This window comes from Geodermatophilus sp. DSM 44513 (assembly GCF_032460525.1).
Classification (GTDB): domain Bacteria; phylum Actinomycetota; class Actinomycetes; order Mycobacteriales; family Geodermatophilaceae; genus Geodermatophilus.
In genome coordinates, this window is the sequence record NZ_CP135963.1 from 3453578 (window position 1) to 3469938 (window position 16361).

At 73.9% G+C, this 16361-nt stretch carries 16 protein-coding genes and 1 tRNA gene; 9 read left to right on the plus strand and 8 right to left on the minus strand.

From position 1 onward, the window contains the following. Positions 1–130: 130 nt before the first annotated feature. From thrB to argS, 5 genes are read right to left on the minus strand one after another with little or no spacing between them, the layout of a single operon-like run. Entirely contained in the window at positions 131–1093 is a 963-nt protein-coding gene (gene thrB / locus RTG05_RS16710; protein WP_166526058.1) for a homoserine kinase, read from the minus strand. Beyond that, positions 1090–2175, minus strand: coding sequence for a threonine synthase (thrC, locus tag RTG05_RS16715; protein WP_166526059.1), 1086 nt, complete (start codon positions 2173–2175; stop codon positions 1090–1092). Before thrC ends, thrB begins: the two co-directional genes overlap by 4 nt. After that, a complete protein-coding gene (locus RTG05_RS16720) occupies positions 2172–3467 on the minus strand; it encodes a homoserine dehydrogenase (RefSeq protein WP_208104621.1) in 1296 nt (431 codons plus the stop codon). Before RTG05_RS16720 ends, thrC begins: the two co-directional genes overlap by 4 nt. After that, positions 3464–4954 carry a diaminopimelate decarboxylase gene (gene lysA / locus RTG05_RS16725; RefSeq protein ID WP_208104622.1) on the minus strand — a complete coding sequence of 497 codons (1491 nt, stop codon included), beginning with the start codon at positions 4952–4954 and terminating at the stop codon, positions 3464–3466. Before lysA ends, RTG05_RS16720 begins: the two co-directional genes overlap by 4 nt. After that, positions 4951–6612: an arginine--tRNA ligase gene (gene argS, locus RTG05_RS16730; protein WP_166526060.1), complete on the minus strand. Its 1662-nt coding sequence runs from the start codon at positions 6610–6612 to the stop codon at positions 4951–4953. The genes lysA and argS overlap by 4 nt, the downstream gene beginning before the upstream one ends. Positions 6613–6816: 204 nt before the next feature. Between argS and RTG05_RS16735 the strand changes: the two genes are divergently transcribed. The 5 genes from RTG05_RS16735 to RTG05_RS16755 all read left to right on the plus strand — a co-directional run bounded on the left by RTG05_RS16735 (position 6817) and on the right by RTG05_RS16755 (position 10334). After that, positions 6817–7590: a thioredoxin-like domain-containing protein gene (locus RTG05_RS16735; RefSeq protein ID WP_166526061.1), complete on the plus strand. Its 774-nt coding sequence runs from the start codon at positions 6817–6819 to the stop codon at positions 7588–7590. Further along, positions 7587–8270: a DUF305 domain-containing protein gene (locus RTG05_RS16740; RefSeq protein ID WP_166526062.1), complete on the plus strand. Its 684-nt coding sequence runs from the start codon at positions 7587–7589 to the stop codon at positions 8268–8270. The genes RTG05_RS16735 and RTG05_RS16740 overlap by 4 nt, the downstream gene beginning before the upstream one ends. Before the next feature lie 59 nt (positions 8271–8329). After that, positions 8330–8404, plus strand: a tRNA-Arg gene (locus RTG05_RS16745). A gap of 213 nt (positions 8405–8617) precedes the next feature. Continuing rightward, positions 8618–8884, plus strand: coding sequence for a hypothetical protein (locus RTG05_RS16750; RefSeq protein WP_166526063.1), 267 nt, complete (start codon positions 8618–8620; stop codon positions 8882–8884). Between the two features lie 154 nt (positions 8885–9038). Further along, the gene (locus RTG05_RS16755; RefSeq protein WP_166526064.1) at positions 9039–10334 is read left to right on the plus strand and encodes a hypothetical protein; all 1296 of its coding nucleotides are present in this window, start codon (positions 9039–9041) and stop codon (positions 10332–10334) included. Here RTG05_RS16755 and RTG05_RS16760 read toward each other — a convergent pair. Next, complete coding sequence (locus RTG05_RS16760) at positions 10291–10680, minus strand: hypothetical protein (RefSeq protein WP_166526065.1); 390 nt, start codon at positions 10678–10680, stop codon at positions 10291–10293. The genes RTG05_RS16755 and RTG05_RS16760 overlap by 44 nt on opposite strands. 265 nt (positions 10681–10945) lie before the next feature. Continuing rightward, on the minus strand, positions 10946–11716 hold the full coding sequence (locus tag RTG05_RS16765; RefSeq protein ID WP_208104623.1) for an SDR family NAD(P)-dependent oxidoreductase: 771 nt from the start codon (positions 11714–11716) through the stop codon (positions 10946–10948). A 155-nt stretch (positions 11717–11871) separates the two neighbouring features. Here RTG05_RS16765 and RTG05_RS16770 point away from each other — a divergent pair, with 155 nt between their 5' ends. From RTG05_RS16770 to RTG05_RS16785, 4 genes are all read left to right on the plus strand, one after another. Continuing rightward, positions 11872–12288 carry a hypothetical protein gene (locus RTG05_RS16770; RefSeq protein ID WP_166526066.1) on the plus strand — a complete coding sequence of 139 codons (417 nt, stop codon included), beginning with the start codon at positions 11872–11874 and terminating at the stop codon, positions 12286–12288. Then, complete coding sequence (locus RTG05_RS16775) at positions 12194–13324, plus strand: alpha/beta fold hydrolase (RefSeq protein ID WP_315911970.1); 1131 nt, start codon at positions 12194–12196, stop codon at positions 13322–13324. The genes RTG05_RS16770 and RTG05_RS16775 overlap by 95 nt, the downstream gene beginning before the upstream one ends. Then, on the plus strand, positions 13317–13856 hold the full coding sequence (locus RTG05_RS16780) for a GNAT family N-acetyltransferase (RefSeq protein WP_166526067.1): 540 nt from the start codon (positions 13317–13319) through the stop codon (positions 13854–13856). The genes RTG05_RS16775 and RTG05_RS16780 overlap by 8 nt, the downstream gene beginning before the upstream one ends. Positions 13857–13983: 127 nt before the next feature. Further along, positions 13984–14706 (plus strand): hypothetical protein, encoded by a 723-nt coding sequence (locus RTG05_RS16785; protein WP_166526068.1) that lies wholly within the window; start codon positions 13984–13986, stop codon positions 14704–14706. On the opposite strand, the gene RTG05_RS16790 is transcribed toward RTG05_RS16785, so the two are convergent. After that, positions 14690–16327, minus strand: a complete 1638-nt coding sequence (locus RTG05_RS16790; protein ID WP_166526069.1) for an ABC-F family ATP-binding cassette domain-containing protein — start codon at positions 16325–16327, stop codon at positions 14690–14692. The two genes, RTG05_RS16785 and RTG05_RS16790, sit on opposite strands and share 17 nt — an antisense overlap. Between the last annotated feature and the right edge of the window lie 34 nt (positions 16328–16361).

Here is a 16361-nt window from a genome sequence, read left to right on the forward strand (position 1 = left end):
CTTCTGCGGCGACGGACATCAGATCGTCTGCGACGCCCCGCGCGAGGCTCGCCCGACCGGGCGGCTACGCCGTCAGCCTAGTGCGGGCCTCCGGACACGACAACACCGACCGGAACCGGTGTGTTCCTCGTCATCCGGACGATACCCGCTGCCCAGGCCGGTGCACACGGACACCCCGCAGATCGACGCCCAGCGGCAGGACGGTCCACCCCGGAGGGGTGAGATCGGCCACCTCCCGCACCCGGAGGGCGCCAGCGGGGTCCGCCGGGGGGTCGTCGGGGTGGCGTCGGGTGAGCACCAGCAGGCTCGGCCCCGCCCCCGAGACGACGGCGGCGTGCCCGGCCGCGCGCAGCCGCTCGAGCAGCCGCGCGGAGGCCGGCATGGCGGTGGCCCGCTGCCGCTGGTGCAGCCGGTCCTCGGTGGCCGCGAACAGCAGCCCCGGCTCCCGGGTCAGCGCGTGCACCAGCAGCGCGGCCCGCCCGGCGGTGAAGGAGGCGTCGGCGTGCGGGACGGCGTCGGGCAGCAGGCTGCGCGCGACGTGCGTGGACAGCGTCGCGTCGGGGACCAGGACGACCGGCAGCACGTCGCCGTCGACCTCGACCCTCGTCGCCGACACACCGGCGTCGGTGGTCCAGGAGAGGACCAGGCCGCCCAGCAGGCAGGCGGCCACGTTGTCGGGGTGGCCCTCCATCGTCGTGGTGAGCCGGAGGACGGCGTCCAGGTCGGTGGACCCGACGTCCGGGCACAGCTCCCACGCCGCCACCACACCGGCGACGACCGCGGCGGCCGACGAGCCCATCCCCCGCCCCTGCGGGATGGCGTTCCGGGCGAGCACCCGCAGGCCCGGCGGCGTCCAGTCCAGCTCGGCGCAGGCCGCCCGGAAGGCGCGGACGACCAGGTGCGACTCGTCGGTGGGCAGCTCACCGGCGCCGACACCGCCCACCTCGACCCGCAGGCCGTCGGTCTCGACGCCGACCTCGAGCACGTCGTGGTGGGTGAGGGCGAGTCCCGCGCAGTCGAAGACGGGGCCGAGGTTGGCGCTGGTGGCCGGCACCTGCACCCGCACCCGGCCGGGGCTGGAGTGGGACGTCACAGCCCCAGCTTCGCGGCGGCCACCGCGGCGTCGACCGGCACCGTCACCGGGGCCGGGGCGCCGGAGATCGCCCACTCGGGGTCCTTGAGGCCGTTCCCGGTCACCGTGCACACCACCCGCTGACCCGGCTCGAGCTCCCCGGCCTCCGCGACCTGCAGCAGCCCGGCGACCGAGGCCGCCGACGCGGGCTCCACGAACACGGCCTCGGTGCGGGCCAGCAGCCGGTAGGCGGCGAGGATGGCGCGGTCGGTGACGGCGTCGATGCGCCCGCCGGACTCGTCGCGGGCGGCCAGCGCCCTGGTCCAGGACGCCGGGTTGCCGATGCGGATGGCGGTGGCGATCGTCTGCGGCTGGTGCACCACCTGCCCGGTGACGATCGGCGCGGCGCCGGCGGCCTGGAAGCCCCACATCCGCGGCGTCCGGGAGGCGGTGCCGTCGTCGGCGTACTCCCGGTACCCCTGCCAGTAGGCGGTGATGTTGCCCGCGTTGCCCACCGGCAGGCAGTGCACGTCGGGGGCGTCGCCGAGGACGTCGACCACCTCGAAGGAGGCGGTCTTCTGCCCCTCGATGCGGAACTGGTTGACGCTGTTGACCAGGCTGACCGGGTAGTCGATCGCCAGCTTGCTGGCCAGGGCGAGGCAGTCGTCGAAGTTGCCGTCGACCTGCAGCAGCTTGGCGCCGTGCACCAGCGCCTGGGCCAGCTTGCCCAGCGCGATCTTCCCGGTGGGCACCAGGACGGCGCAGACCAGCCCGGCGCGGGCGGCGTAGGCGGCCGCACTCGCGCTGGTGTTGCCCGTGGAGGCGCAGATGACGGCCTCGGCGCCCTCCTCGAGTGCCTTGGTGATGGCCATCGTCATGCCGCGGTCCTTGAACGACCCGGTCGGGTTGGCCCCCTCGACCTTGAGGTACACGTCGCAGCCGGTGCGGCGGGACAGCTCCTGCGCCGGCACCAGCGGGGTCGCGCCCTCCTGGAGGGTGACCACCCGGGTCTCCGGACCCACCGGGAGCCGGGAGCGGTAGGCCTCGATGAGCCCGGGCCACTGCGGGGAGACGGTGCCCCGGACGGGCAGCTGCGTCGTCATGACAGTCCCTCCACACGCAGGATGCTGGTGACGCCGCGGACGGCGGGCATCTCCCGGAGCGCGGACACCGTGGCCGACAGGGCGGCGTCCGGCGCACTGTGCGTGACGATGACCAGCGTCGCGGCGTCCCCGTGCCCGTCCTGGCGCACGGTGGCGATGCTGACCCCGTGCCGGGCGAACTCCTGGGCCACCGTGGCCAGCACGCCGGGCCGGTCGGCGACGTCGAGGCTCACGTGGTAGCGGGTGGGGGTCTCCGCGATGGGCCGCGCGGGCAGGCCCGCGTAGGTGGTGACCCCCGGGCCGGCGACACCGGCCGCCCGGTTGCGGGCGACGGCGACCAGGTCGCCCAGGACGGCGCTCGCGGTCGCGTCGCCGCCGGCGCCCTGGCCGTAGAACATCAGCTGACCGGCGGCCTCGGCCTCGACGAAGACCGCGTTGAACGCCCCGCCGACGGCGGCCAGCGGGTGCGACGTCGGGATCATCGCCGGGTGCACGCGGACGGCGACGGAGTCCCCGTCCTCCCCCGGCACGCGCTCGCAGATGGCCAGCAGCTTGACGGTGCAGCCGATCTCTGCCGCGCGGGCGACGTCGGTCGAGGTGACCGCGGAGATGCCCTCGCGGTAGACGTCGCCGGCGGTGACCGGGGTGTGGAAGGCCAGCGAGGCGAGGATGGCGGCCTTGGCGGCGGCGTCGAAGCCGTCGACGTCCGCGGTCGGGTCGGCCTCGGCGTAGCCCAGCTCGGTGGCCTCGGCCAGCGCCTCGGTGAAGCCGTGCCCGGTCTCGGCCATGCGGGACAGGATGTAGTTGGTCGTGCCGTTGACGATGCCGACCACCCGGCGCAGCTGGTCGCCGGCCAGCGACTCGCGCAGCGGGCGCAGCAGCGGGATGGCGCCGGCGACGGCGGCCTCGTAGTAGAGGTCGACGCCGGCCTTGGCCGCGGCGGCGTGCAGCTCGCCGCCCTCGTCGGCCAGCAGCGCCTTGTTGGCGCTGACCACCGACTTGCCGGCCTCGAAGGCGGCCATCAGCAGCGAGCGCACCGGCTCGATGCCCCCGATGACCTCCACCACCAGGTCCACGTCGGGCCGGGTGACCAGCCCGTGCGCATCGGTGGTGAGCAGGGCCGCGGGGACGTCGGGGTGCCGGTCGGGACGGCGGACGGCGACCCCGACGACCTCGACCGGCCGCCCGATGCGCGCGGTGAGGTCGCCGGCCTGCTCGGCCAGCAGCCGCAGCACCGCGCTGCCCACGGTGCCGCAGCCCAGCAGGGCCACCCGCAGCGGCGCGGTCGTCACGAGGTCACCCCCGCGGCGTGCTCCGGCGCGGGCTGGGACGGCGCCGGCGCGGGTGCCGGGACGTCGGCGAGGACGGCGTCGAGGGCGAACACGTCGGCCAGTGTCTGCCGCCGGACGACCTCGGTGGCGACGCCGTCCCGCACGGCGACCACCGGCGGCTTGAGCAGGTAGTTGTAGTTGCTGGCCATCGACCAGCAGTAGGCGCCGGTGGCGGCGACCGCGAGCAGGTCCCCGGGCTGGACGTCGGCCGGCAGCCACAGGTCGCGGACCAGGACGTCGCCGCTCTCGCAGTGCTTGCCGACGACCCGGCACAGCGCCGGCGGGGCGTCGGAGGACCGGTTGGCCAGCACGCAGGTGTAGCTGGCGTCGTACAGCGCGGTGCGGATGTTGTCGCTCATCCCGCCGTCCACGGAGACGTAGTTGCGGACCTGCGGGGCGCCGGCGGCGCCGCTGCCCAGGCGCACCGGCTTGATGGTGCCGATCTCGTAGAGCGTGACCGTGCCGGGCCCGGCGATCGCCCGCCCGGGCTCGACGGCCAGCCGGGGCACCGGCAGGTCCAGCGCCGCGCACTCGGCGGCGACCACGGCGCGCAGCCGCCGGGCGATGTCGTCGGGACCGACCGGGTCGTCCTCCGGCAGGTAGGCGATGCCGAAGCCGCCCCCGAGGTTCAGCTCCCCCAGCACCTGGCCGGTGGCCTGGCGCACCTGGCCGAGCAGGCCGACGACGCGGTGCGCGGCGGCCTCGAAGCCGGCGGTGTCGAAGATCTGCGAGCCGATGTGGCTGTGCAGGCCGGTCAGCCGCAGCGCCGGCTCGCGGATCACCCGGACGGCGGCGGTCAGCGCGTCACCGGTGGCCAGCGAGAAGCCGAACTTCTGGTCCTCGTGGGCGGTGGCGATGAACTCGTGCGTGTGCGCCTCGATGCCGACGGTGGTGCGGATGAGCACCGGCACCGGCCCCCCGCCGGCGGCCACCCGGGCGGCGGCCAGCGGCACCAGCCGGTCGATCTCGTCGAAGGAGTCCAGCACGACGTGGCCGATGCCGGCGTCGACGGCCAGCTGCAGCTCCACGAGGGACTTGTTGTTGCCGTGCAGCGCGATCCGCCCGGCCGGGAAGCCCGCGGCCAGGGCGAGGGCCAGCTCGTTGCCCGAGCAGGCGTCCAGGTGCAGCCCGTCGTCGGCGATCCACCGGGCGACCTGCCCGCAGAGGAACGCCTTGGAGGCGTAGTGCACGTCGGCGTCGTCGAAGGCGGTCGCGAAGTCCGCCGCCCGGCTGCGGAAGTCGGCCTCGTCCAGGACGAACAGCGGGGTGCCGTGCGCGCGCGCCAGCTCGGTGACCGGCCGCCCGCCCAGGTGCAGTTCGCCGTCGACCCGGACCGCCGAGCGCGGCCAGACGGCCGGGTCGAGCACGCCGAGGTCGGCCGGGGGCAGGCCGACGGACGGGGGCGGGGAGATCGCGCCGTGCAGCGGGCCCGCGGGGTGCGCCCTCACATCCGCTCCGGGGCACTCACGCCGAGCACGTCCAGGCCGTTGCGCAGCACCACGGCGGTCGCCGCGCACAGCCACAGCCGGGCGACGGTCAGCGGCGTCGTCTCCTCGTCGCCACGCGGCAGCACCCGGCAGGAGTCGTAGAACCGGTGGTAGGTGCCGGCCAGCTCCTCCAGGTACCGGGCCACCCGGTGCGGGGCGCGCAGCTCCGCGGCCGAGGTCAGCACCCGCGGGAACTCCCCCAGCGCCCGGAGCAGGTCGTTCTCCCGCTCGTGGGTCAACTGCCCGGCGTCGACGTCGCCCGGGTCGCCGAGGGCGATGCCCAGGTCGGCGGCGTTGCGCAGCACCGAGGAGATGCGGGCGTGCGCGTACTGGACGTAGAAGACCGGGTTGTCGCTGGTCTGCCGGCTCCACAGGTCGAGGTCCAGGTCGATCTGCTGGTCGACCGAGGCCCGCGCCAGCGCGTACCGGGCGGCGTCGGCACCGACGGCGTCCACGAGGTCCTCGAGCAGGACGACGGTGCCGGCCCGCTTGCTCATCCGCACCGGCCCGCCGTCGCGGACCAGGTTGACCAGCTGGCCGAGCAGGATCTCCAGGTTCGCGTCGGGGTCGTCGCCGACCGCGGCCACCAGCGCCCGGTAGCGGCCGACGTAGCCGGCGTGGTCGGCGCCGAGCATGATCACGACCTTGTCGAAGCCGCGGGCGCGCTTGTCGAGGTAGTAGGCGCAGTCGGCCGCGAAGTAGGTGGGGTCGCCGTCGCTCTTGACCAGCGGCCGGTCCTTGTCGTCGCCGAAGTCGGTGGTGCGCAGCCAGGTGGCGCCGTCGGCCTCGTAGACGTGGCCGTTGTCGCGCAACCGGGCGATCGCCTTCTCCAGGGCGCCGGTGTCGTGCAGGGTGCGCTCGCTGAAGTAGACGTCGAACTCGACGCCGAAGGCGGCGAGGGTGCGCTTGATCTCGGCGAACATGAGCTCGACGCCGCGGACCCGGAACCGCTCCTGCTGCTCGTCCTCCGGCAGCTCCAGCACGCCGGGCTCGGCGGCGACGACCTGGGCGGCGATCTCGCCGACGTAGTCCCCGGCGTAGCCGTCCTCGGGCACCGGGCGGCCGGCGGCCGCGGCCATCAGGCTGCGGGCGAACCGGTCCACCTGCGCGCCGGCGTCGTTGAAGTAGTACTCCCGGGTCACGGAGGCGCCACCGGCCTCCAGCAGGCGGCCCAGCGCGTCACCGACCGCCGCCCACCGGGTGCCGCCGATGTGCACGGGGCCGGTGGGGTTCGCCGAGACGAACTCCAGGTTCAGCCGCTGCCCGGCGAGGGCGGCGGTGCGCCCGTAGGCGGACCCGGCGGTGACCGCGTCGACCGCGATCCGCCCCAGCGCGCCCCGGGCGAGGGTGACGTTGAGGAAGCCGGGGCCGGCGACGTCGACCGAGCCGATGCCGGCCTGCGCGCGCAGCTGCCCGGCGACCGCCTCCGCGACCGCCCGCGGCGGCTGCCCGGCGGCCTTGGCCAGGCGCATCGCCACGTTGGTCGCGTAGTCGCCGTGCTCGGGGTTCCGCGGGCGCTCGACGACGACGTCGTCCGGGACGGACACGGCCAGCACGCCGCGTTCGACGGCGGCGGCCACGGCGATCCGGACGACGTCACGCAGCTGCTCGGGTGTCACCGCACGAGCGTACTGAGGCCGCCTGTGCGCCCGGTGCGGCCTTGCTCACCCCGCGCGTGCCGCGCCCGGCGTTCCCAGGGTCCCTCCAGGGTGCCGACCTAGACTCCGGAGGCGGCACCCCGGCGCGCCGCCGCCGCGCGCCCCCGCCGCCCGGCCCCCCCGGCGCGACCGGCGGGCACCGAGCACGAGCACCGAGGAGAGGCCTTGGCCAAGGACCGCAAGCCCGCAGACGGCCGCCCGCGCGGCGGGAGCCGGCCGGGCGGGGCCGGCACCCGGGGTGGCCGCACCCGCCCGGTGACCGACGTCGTCGCGCCGCAGCGGCCGTGGGGGCTGATCGCCGCCGCGGTCGCCGTCGCCCTGTTCGCCGCCGCCGTGCTGGTGTACGCCGTCCAGCAGGTCAACCAGGCCGAGGCCGCGCGGGTGGACAGCGTCGACGAGATCCCCGGCGTCGCGACCTTCGACTACGCCGCCGGCCAGCAGCACGTCACCACCCCGGTCGCCTACGAGCAGTCACCCCCGGTGGGCGGGCCGCACGCTCCTCCGCCCGACTGGGCGGACTGCACCGGCACCGTCTACGACGTGGACATCCGGCACGAGAACGCCGTCCACTCCCTGGAGCACGGCGCGGTGTGGATCACCTACGACCCGGCCCGGGTGGACGAGGACGGCGTGGCCACCCTGGCCGAGCTGGTCGAGGGCACGTCGGGGCGGATGATGTCGCCCTACGAGGGGCTGACCTCCCCCGTCAGCATCCAGTCGTGGAACCACCAGCTGGCGGTCGACTCGGCCACCGACCCGCGGATCCAGCAGTTCGCCGACTTCCTCACCCTCAACCCGGAGTTCTACCCGGAGGTCGGGGCCAGCTGCGAGAACCCCGTCTTCGCCGCGGACCCGGTGCTCGAGACCGTCGACGCCGGAGTGCCCACCGACGGCGGCGCGACCCCGGCGCCCGGTGCGGAGCCGACGGAGAGCCAGTGACCGCCACCGCCGAGCGCGAGGCAGCCGCGACGGGCCCGACCGCCACGGGCCGCGGTCTGCGCACGGCGCTGCTCGCCGTGATCGGCGTCGGCCTGCTGCTGCTCGGCGGCGGGCTCGCGGTCGCGCTGGGCATCGGGCGCGACGAGCCGCCGGCGGCCGACTCGGTCGATGCGGGCTTCGCCCGCGACATGGCCGAGCACCACCTGCAGGGCGTCGCGATGGCCAACCTGGCCCTGACCCGCGCCGGCGACGAGACGGTGCGCGGCCTGGCCTTCGACATCGCCGAGGCGCAGCAGAACCAGGTGGGCCGGATGCAGGGCTGGCTGGCGCTGTGGGGCCACCCGGTCACCGGCGGCGAGCGCATGGCCTGGATGTCCGCCGGCGAGCACGCCGGTCACTCGATGACCGCCCCGGGCGGCCTGATGCCCGGGATGGCGACCGACGAGGAGCTGGCCGAGCTCGCCTCGCTGTCCGGCGCGGAGTTCGACGTCCGCTTCCTGCAGCTCATGACGCGACACCACCAGGGCGGCTTCGACATGGCGCGGTACGCCCAGCAGCACGCGGCGGAGCCCGCGGTGCGCACCCTCGCCCGGAGCATCGCCGAGTCCCAGGCCGGGGAGGTCGCGGTGATGGCGGACCTGCTCGCCCGACGGGGCGCCGCTCCCCTGCCCGCGCCCTGAGGAACCGGCGTCCGGAGGCCGGGTCGGGGCTGGTAGGTTCGTCCGCGCCCCACCGCAGAGCCCCCGTAGCTCAGGGGATAGAGCACCGCCCTCCGGAGGCGGGTGCGCAGGTTCGAATCCTGCCGGGGGCACCAACGTTTCCAACCTGTACCCATGACCATTGCGGCGCAGGTGGTTTAGTTCTGGCCTGTTCCGACCGCACCCCCCAGGTCCGGATCAGGCGGAGATCCTCAGCCGTCCAGGCGTTCAGAAACGTGTCCACGGCGTCATCGGACGGCTCATCGCCCTCCTCGGCGGTCGCCGTGGGGGGCTACCCATGCCGGGCGGCCTGGACGACCTCCGGCCCGATGAGCGTCCGGAACGGTTCGGCGAAGACCGATGCGGGCCAGCCCCGCGGCGATGCGGTCCTGTTCGGCCTTCAGCAGGTCGATCGCGACAGCACCGACGTAGCGAGCCTGCAGCAGCTTGGCCCGTTCGTTCATCGGTCGCTGTCGCTGGGCAGTGAGCTGCCCGTGCTCGCGTTCCGCCGCGGCCCGCGAAGTGGCCAGCTCGTCTCACAGGAAACGCTCGATCTACAGGCGCAGCTCGGCCGGCAGTTGGACGTCGGCGTATAGATTATCGACTTGTTCCTCGAGAGCCGCGATCAGATTATCGGTACCGCCGCACAGATTCTGGGGCTGCCTCAGTAGACTCGACACCGGTAATGTATACCGGTGCTGAAACTTTATCTCGGCACGCACTAGAACGTTTTCATGGGAGTAGTACCCAGTGAACAACCGCGAGATGGCCACCGTCATTCTGGCGGCTGCATTTCTCATGTTTGTCATCGTCTACCCAAAGACGCGAGCCAGCCTCCCGCCGATCCTTCGTCAGCTGTCGCATCCTAAGATTGCTGGGCCTCTCCTTGCCTATGCACTAAGCCTGGCCGGATTCGTCCGGCTGGCTGCGCGCGTCGAGTTGTGGGTGCCGGACCTGCTGGCAGACACGATCTTTTGGTTCTTCCTGAGCGGCATTGTTTGGCTCTTCAGCATCACCGAGGCCGGCAAGGAAGAACATCTCATTCGTGGGCGCGTGCTGCGAACACTCACCTTGGCCGCCTTCTTCGAGTTCTTCATCAACCTGAAACCGTTGGCGCTTGGGTGGGAGATCGTCCTCCAGATCTTCATGACTTTTCTGCTCATGGTGCAAGTAGTTGCCGGCTCGAAGCCCGAGTTCCGCCCCGCAAAGCGCCTGGTTGACGGCCTACTCCTACTCATCGTCGGCGGATTGCTCGTCTACACCATGACGACCCTCATCAGTGCCTGGCAGCCCGGGGATGAAGCACTGCTTATCCGCAAGCTGCTCCTGCCGGTCTGGCTCACATTGTCTTCTGTCCCGTTCATCTTTCTGCTGGCTTTGTGGGCGGCCTACGAGACCTTGCTCCTGCGCGCCTTCTTCCTGAACGACAAGCACCGACCGGGCTGGCGACCGTTGCTCGGGCTCCTCAGCGCACTGCGCAGCAATTTTGTTGATATTAATCAGTTCACGGGACATCATCTCCGCACAGCCGTGCAGTCGGGCTCGTTCCGTGAGGCGCGAGCAGCCGTTGCGCAGTTCCGCGCCGAGCGACAGGCCGATCTTGATCGTCGCGCCGCCGCCCGTACCCGGCTGCTCCAGGACGCCGGCGCCGCCGGCGCGGACGAGGACAACCGGCGCCTCGACCGCCGCGAGTTCGCCGAGACCAAGGCTGCCCTTGAGTGGCTGGCGACCAGTCACATGGGCTGGTACGGCCGCGAGAGTCGCTACCAGGCTGACCTGCTTGAGCGGCTCGGCGACTTCGACAGGCAAAGCCTGCCTGCCGAGCACGGCATCCACATGCGGGTCAGCAAGGACGGCCAGTGCTGGTACGCCTACCGCCAGACGATCACCGGCTGGTTCCTCGGCATCGGGGCTGATGGCCCACCACCCAACCAATGGGTCTACGCCGGGCACAAGGAGCCCAGGGGCTTTCCGGGACAGGGTAGGGAGTGGCTGAACCACCTCACTGGCTCATCGAAGGAGTGGCTACCAGAAGATAAGACGTGAACGCCTCGGGATTTTGTGGCCGCTCGTCTCTCGGCGGACGCAGCCTGACCTCGCGCGCTCGCAGCGCCTTCCGAACCGTGCCGGCACTGACGCTGAATTGCCCGCCGATCTTTCCCGTCGACAGCCCCGTGGCGTACAGCTCTGCGACCTCGTCGATCTGAACCGTCGTCAGTGCTGGTGTCTCCGATCGCAGCACGACGCCTCGCCGCTTCGGATGGAAGCGCACCGTCTGTCGGTGCATCTCGAACTGGCTGCTGAGATGGGCGATGGGCATGCCTGACTCGTAGGCCGCTACCAGGTCGTCGATCTCAGTCGCCGACAACTTCCAGTTGGGCTGCTTGAGCACGACCCGCGCCGATCTTCCAACACGCCGGACCGTCCTCGCATACGATCCTCTTCCTGCGATAGGCGTCTGAACAGGGGCAATGCGCTGGAAAGATACCTCTGTAGGCGCACCACCAGCACGTCCCAGAGGCCCCGCCGTCTACGGCGGGGCCTCTCGGACTCCCCGGGCGGTCCCGCACCGCCCGACCAGCCCTGACCATCGGCGGGTGGCTGCCGCGACCGGCGTACCGGGCAGCCACCCACCGATGATCACGGGCAGCGGCGGCTCAGCTGGTGAGCATGCCGCCCTCGACCGGCAGCGTCGTCCCGGTCACGTACCCACCGGCGTCGCTGACCAGGAAGACCAGCGCCGCGGCGAGCTCCATCGGGTCTCCTTTGCGCCCGGCCAGCACCCGGGACAGCTGCCCCTCCAGGTAGCCCTCGGGGTACTGGTCGGTCATCTCGGACTCGAAGAAGCCGGGAGCCAGCGCGTTGACCCGGATGCCCTTGCGGGCGGTCCACTGCTGGGCCAGGTCGCGGGTCAGCCCGATCAGGCCGGCCTTGCTCGCCGCATAGGCGGCCTGGGGCAGCCCGGCGGTGGTCAGCCCCAGGACGCTGGAGATGTTGACGATGGAGCTGCCCGGCTGCATCACCCGCGCGCAGGCCTGCGCCATCCAGTAGCAGCCGTTGAGGTTGACGTCGACGACCGAGCGGAACTGCTCGGGCGTCTCGCGGGTGGCCGGCACGGCGGTGCCGACGCCGGCGTTGTTGACCAGGACGTCGACCCGCCCGAACTCCGCCATCGCGGCGTCCACCAGACCCTGGCAGTCCTCGGGCCGGGAGACGTCGGTGCGCACGGTGACCGCCCGCCGCCCGGCCTCCTCCACCGCCGCCCGCGTGCCGGCCAGCCGGTCCTCCCGGCGGGCGCCGAGGGCGACGTCGGCACCGGCCTGCGCCAGCGCACGGGCGAAGACCGCGCCGAGACCGGAGGACGCCCCCGTCACGATCGCCACCCGGTCGTCGAGCCGGAACATGTCGAGGACCGTGCTGTTCGCCACCTGCACTCCTGTCGTCGTCGGGAGGCCGAGCCTGTCGCCCCGGACGCCGGCCCGCCACCCCACGCCGTGCCGCCGCACCGCCCACCGGAGCGTGGGGTAGACCACCCGACACCCGGGTAGGGGCCGGACCCGTGCCGGACCCGGGGGGAGCGACCGTGGCAGAGGACCCGAGCGTGCCGCTGTGGCGGCAGGCCTTCGACGCCGTCGAGCAGCGGGTGACCCCGCACGCCGAGGAGTTCGTCCGCACCGAGACCTTCGCCGTGGGCGCCGCGCTGGCGCGCCGGGCGGTCACCGCGGCCCGGGACACCGCGCGCGGGGCGACGACCCGCTTCTGGCACCTGATCGACCTGCCGGCCGGGACCGACGTCAACCGGCTGCGGGCCCAGGTCGGCGCCCTGGACCGGGAGGTCCGCCGGCTGACCCTGCAGCTGGAGAACGAGCGGCGGGCCGAGCGTCGCCGCAGCAGTGAGGAGAACCGTGCCCCCGATCCCGATGCCGTCCGTCCCGACCCCCCAGACGGTCCTCGACCGCGTCCGGCGCGACGTCGAGCGCAACGCCCTGCGCGCCCGTAACGGCCTGAAGCTGGTCAGCGGCGTCGACCGGCCGAACGTCGGCCAGACGCCCAAGGACGTCGTGTGGCAGCGGGGCCGGACCCAGCTGTGGCACTACCGCAGCGACCGGGTGCGGTACTCCCCACCGCTGCTCGTGGTGTTCAGCCTGGTCAGCCGCAGCTACATCCTGGACCTCACCCCGGGCAACAGCTTCGTCGAGCAGCTGCTGGACGCCGGCTTCGACGTCTACCTGCTGGACTGGGGCGAGCCCGACGAGCGGGACGCGGCCAACACCCTCGAGGACTACGTCGACGACTACGTCCCCGCCGCGGTGCAGCGGGTGCTGGACGTCTCCGGCGCCGACGAGGTCACCCTGTTCGGCTACTGCTTCGGCGGCGACCTCACTCTGCTGTACGCCGCCCACCACCCCGACGCCCCGATCCGCAGCCTGACCGTGCTGGCCACGCCGGTGGACTTCCGGCACATGGGGCCGCTGGCCGACCTGTTCCGAGTGGGCGGGCTGGAGGTGGCCGACGTGCTCGACGCGGACGGCAACGTGCCGCCGCGGGTCGTCGTCCAGGGGTTCCGCGCGCTGACCCCGACCGCGGAGGTGACCCGCTACGTGACGCTGTGGGAACGGCTCTGGAACGACGAGTACGTGGCCGGCTACCAGGCCATGACCGGCTGGGCCGACGACCACGTGCCGTTCCCCGGCGCCGCCGCCGAGGAGACGGTGCGGATGCTGGTCCGCGACAACGGGATGGTCACCGACCGGCTGACGGTGGGCGGTGACCGGGTGCACCTGTCCGACGTCCGGGTGCCGTTCCTGACCGTGCGCGCCGAGCGGGACCACATCGTCCCGGCCGGGGCCACCGCCCCGCTGATCGACCTGGTCGGCTCCCCGGACAAGCACGAGCTGCAGCTGCCGGCCGGGCACATGGGCCTGGTCGTCGGCCGGACGGCGGCCCGCACGACGGTGCCGACGATCATCGACTTCCTGCGCCGGCGCAGCGACCCGCTGAACGGCGCCGCCGAGCGGGAGGCCGCCGGTGGCTGACGTCGTCCCGCTCACCGCCACGCACGGCGACGCGCTGGTCCGCTTCACCGCCGAGCTGCCCGAGGGCGACCGGACCTTCATCCGGGAGGACGTCGCCGACGCCGCCGTCGTCCGCGGCTGGGCGGCCGGTTCCCCCGGGGTGCACCGCTGGGTGGCGGTGGACGGCGGGCGGGTCCTCGGCTACGTCGCGGTCCTGCGGCTGCCGGGCTGGTCGGACCACGTGGGCGAGGTGCGGCTGGTGGTCGCCCCCGCCGGGCGCGGGGCCGGGCTGGGCCAGCAGCTGGCGCGGCACGCGATGGTGCAGGCGCTGGAGGCCGGGCTGACCAAGCTGGTCGTCGAGGTCGTCGCCGACCAGGCCGCGGCGCTGGCCCTGTTCAGCGGGCTGGGGTTCACCGGTGAGGCACTGCTGGTCGACCACATCCGCGACCGCGAGGGGCGGCTGCGCGACCTCATGGTGCTGGCCCACCACGTCGGTGACACCTGGGCCGGGATGCAGGCGGTCGGCCTGACCGACACGCTCGGCACCCCCTGACTCGCGGCGGGTCGTCCACGGACCGTCCCATGGCCGACCACTGAGCGTCATCTCGCGGACACCTCCGCCCGGCACGCTCGGCGGTGAGCGGGCCCGGCCGGGCCCGCCGAGCGTCCGGGGAGGCACCGTGACCGCACCCACCGCCGGCTCCCGTCCCGCGGTGTCCCGTCCCGCTGGGCCCCGACCCGGCTGGTTCCGGGTCGGGGCCACCGTCGCCGCCGGGCGGCTGCGCCCGGCGGTGGGCGGCCGGCGCCGGCGCAGCGTGTGCGGCGCCGCCCGGCTGCTGACCGGCCTGGGCGTGCGCGTCGAGGTCCGCGCCCCCGCGTCGGCCTGGCCGCGCACCGGCACCGGGCTGCTCCTGGTGTCCAACGCCGTCACCGCGCTGGACCCGCTGGCCCTGCTCACCGCCGTCCCCACCGCCGCGGTCGCCGGCGGCCCGGAGCGGCTCGCCGGCGTGCCCGTGCCCGTCGTGCCGGCCGTCTCCGCGCGGGTCGCCACGGCCCTGCGCAGCGGGACGCCGGTCAGCGCCCGCCCGGGGACCGGCCGGCCGGACGGCGCGGGCCTGAGCCGCTTCTCTCCCGCGCTGTTCGCCGCGGCCGTGGAGACCGGCGCCGCGGTGTGCCCGGTGGCCGTGCGCTGGCGAGGTCCGGCGTCCCCGCCGCCGGTGGGCCGCTCGGCGGTCGCGGCGGTGCGCTGGCTGGCCGCCGCGGCCCCCGGCACGGTGGTCGAGGTGCACCTGCTGCCCGCGCTGTCCTCGGCCGGCGCGACGGCGGAGGAGCTGGCCACGACGGCCGAGTACGCGGTCGCCGCCGTCCTGGAGGACACCGGGTCGGTCACGACTCGCCGGTGACCCGCCCGTCCTCGACGGCCAGCCGCCGGGTGGTCTGCACCGCGGCCAGCATCCGCCGGTCGTGGGTGACCAGCAGCAGGGTGCCCCGGTAGCCCGCCAGCGCCTGCTCCAGCTGCTCGATCGCCGGCAGGTCGAGGTGGTTGGTCGGCTCGTCGAGCACCAGCACGTTGACCCCGCGGGCCTGCAGCAGCGCCAGGCCGGCGCGGGTCCGCTCGCCCGGCGAGAGGCTGTCGGCCGGGCGGAGCACGTGCTCGGCGGTCAGCCCGAACTTGGCCAGCAGGGTGCGCACCTCGGCGGTGGGCCGGTCGGGCACCTCCGCGGCGAACGCGTGCAGCAGCGGCTCGGTACCGAGGAAGGCCCCACGGACCTGGTCGATCTCGCCGATGCGCACCGAGGGGCCCAGCCCGCCGCGGCCCTCGTCGAGCGGCACCCGGCCCAGCAGGGCGGCCAGCAGGGTGGACTTTCCGCTGCCGTTGGGGCCGGTGACGACCACGCGATCACCCCAGTCGACCTGCAGGTCCACCGGACCGAGGGTGAACCCGCCACGGCGGACGACCGCGCCGGAGAGGGTGGCGACCACCGCACCGGCCCGCGGTGCGGTGGCGATCTCCATCCGCAGCTCCCACTCCTTGCGCGGCTCCTCCACCACCTCCAGCCGCTCGATCCGCCGTTCGGTCTGCCGGGCCTTGGCCGCCTGCTTCTCCGACGACGCCCGGTCGCGGGCCCGGATGTGCTTGTCGCTCTCCTTGCTCTTGATCGAGTCGCGGACGCCCTTGGCCATCCAGTTGCGCTGCATGCGGGCCCGTGCCTCCAGCCCGGCCCTGGTCCCGGCGTACTCCTCGTACTCCTCGCGCGCGTGCCGGCGGGCCACCTCGCGCTCGGCCAGGTAGGCCTCGTAGCCGCCGTCGACGACCCGCACCAGCTGCTGGGCGAGGTCGAGCTCGACGACGCGGGTGACGGTCCGGGCCAGGAACTCCCGGTCGTGGCTGACCACGACGATGCCGGCGCGGTGGCCGGCGACCAAGCGCTCCAGCTGGTCCAGGCCGGCCAGGTCCAGGTCGTTGGTGGGCTCGTCGAGCAGCAGCACGTCGTAGCGGGACAGCAGCAGCCCGGCCAGCCCCACCCGCGCCGCCTGGCCGCCGGACAGCCCGGCCGTCGGGACGTCGAGCGCGACGCCGGGGGCGACCTCGGCCACCACCTGCTCCGCGCGCTCGTCGAGGTCGGCGCCACCGAGGGCCAGCCAGCGCTCCAGCGCGTCGGCGTAGGCGTCGTCGGCGCCGTCGGTCCCGGCGGTCAGCGCCTCGGTGGCGGCGTCCAGCGCGACCTGCGCGGCGGCGACGCCGGTGCGGCGGGCCAGCGCCTGGCGCACCGTCTCCCCCGGCCGGCGCTCGTGCTCCTGCGGCAGGTACCCCAGCGTCGCCGTCGGCGGGCTGACGGAGACGCTGCCCGACTCGGCGGGCAGCTCCCCGGCCAGCGTGCGCAGCAGGGTGGACTTGCCCGCGCCGTTGACCCCGACCAGCCCGACGACGTCACCGGGGGCGACGACGAGGTCGAGGTCGGAGAACAGGACACGGTCACCGTGGCCGGCGGCCAGGCCGCGGGCGACCAGCGTGGCACTCACGGGGCACCAGGGTGCCAACCCCGCGTGCCCCGGC

Coding starts and splice junctions, on each gene's coding strand:
- RTG05_RS16750 (WP_166526063.1), top strand. CDS start 8,618: ATGAGCGTCCGGAACGGTTCGGCGAAGACCGATGCGGGCCAGCCCCGC.
- thrC (WP_166526059.1), bottom strand. CDS start 2,175: ATGACGACGCAGCTGCCCGTCCGGGGCACCGTCTCCCCGCAGTGGCCC.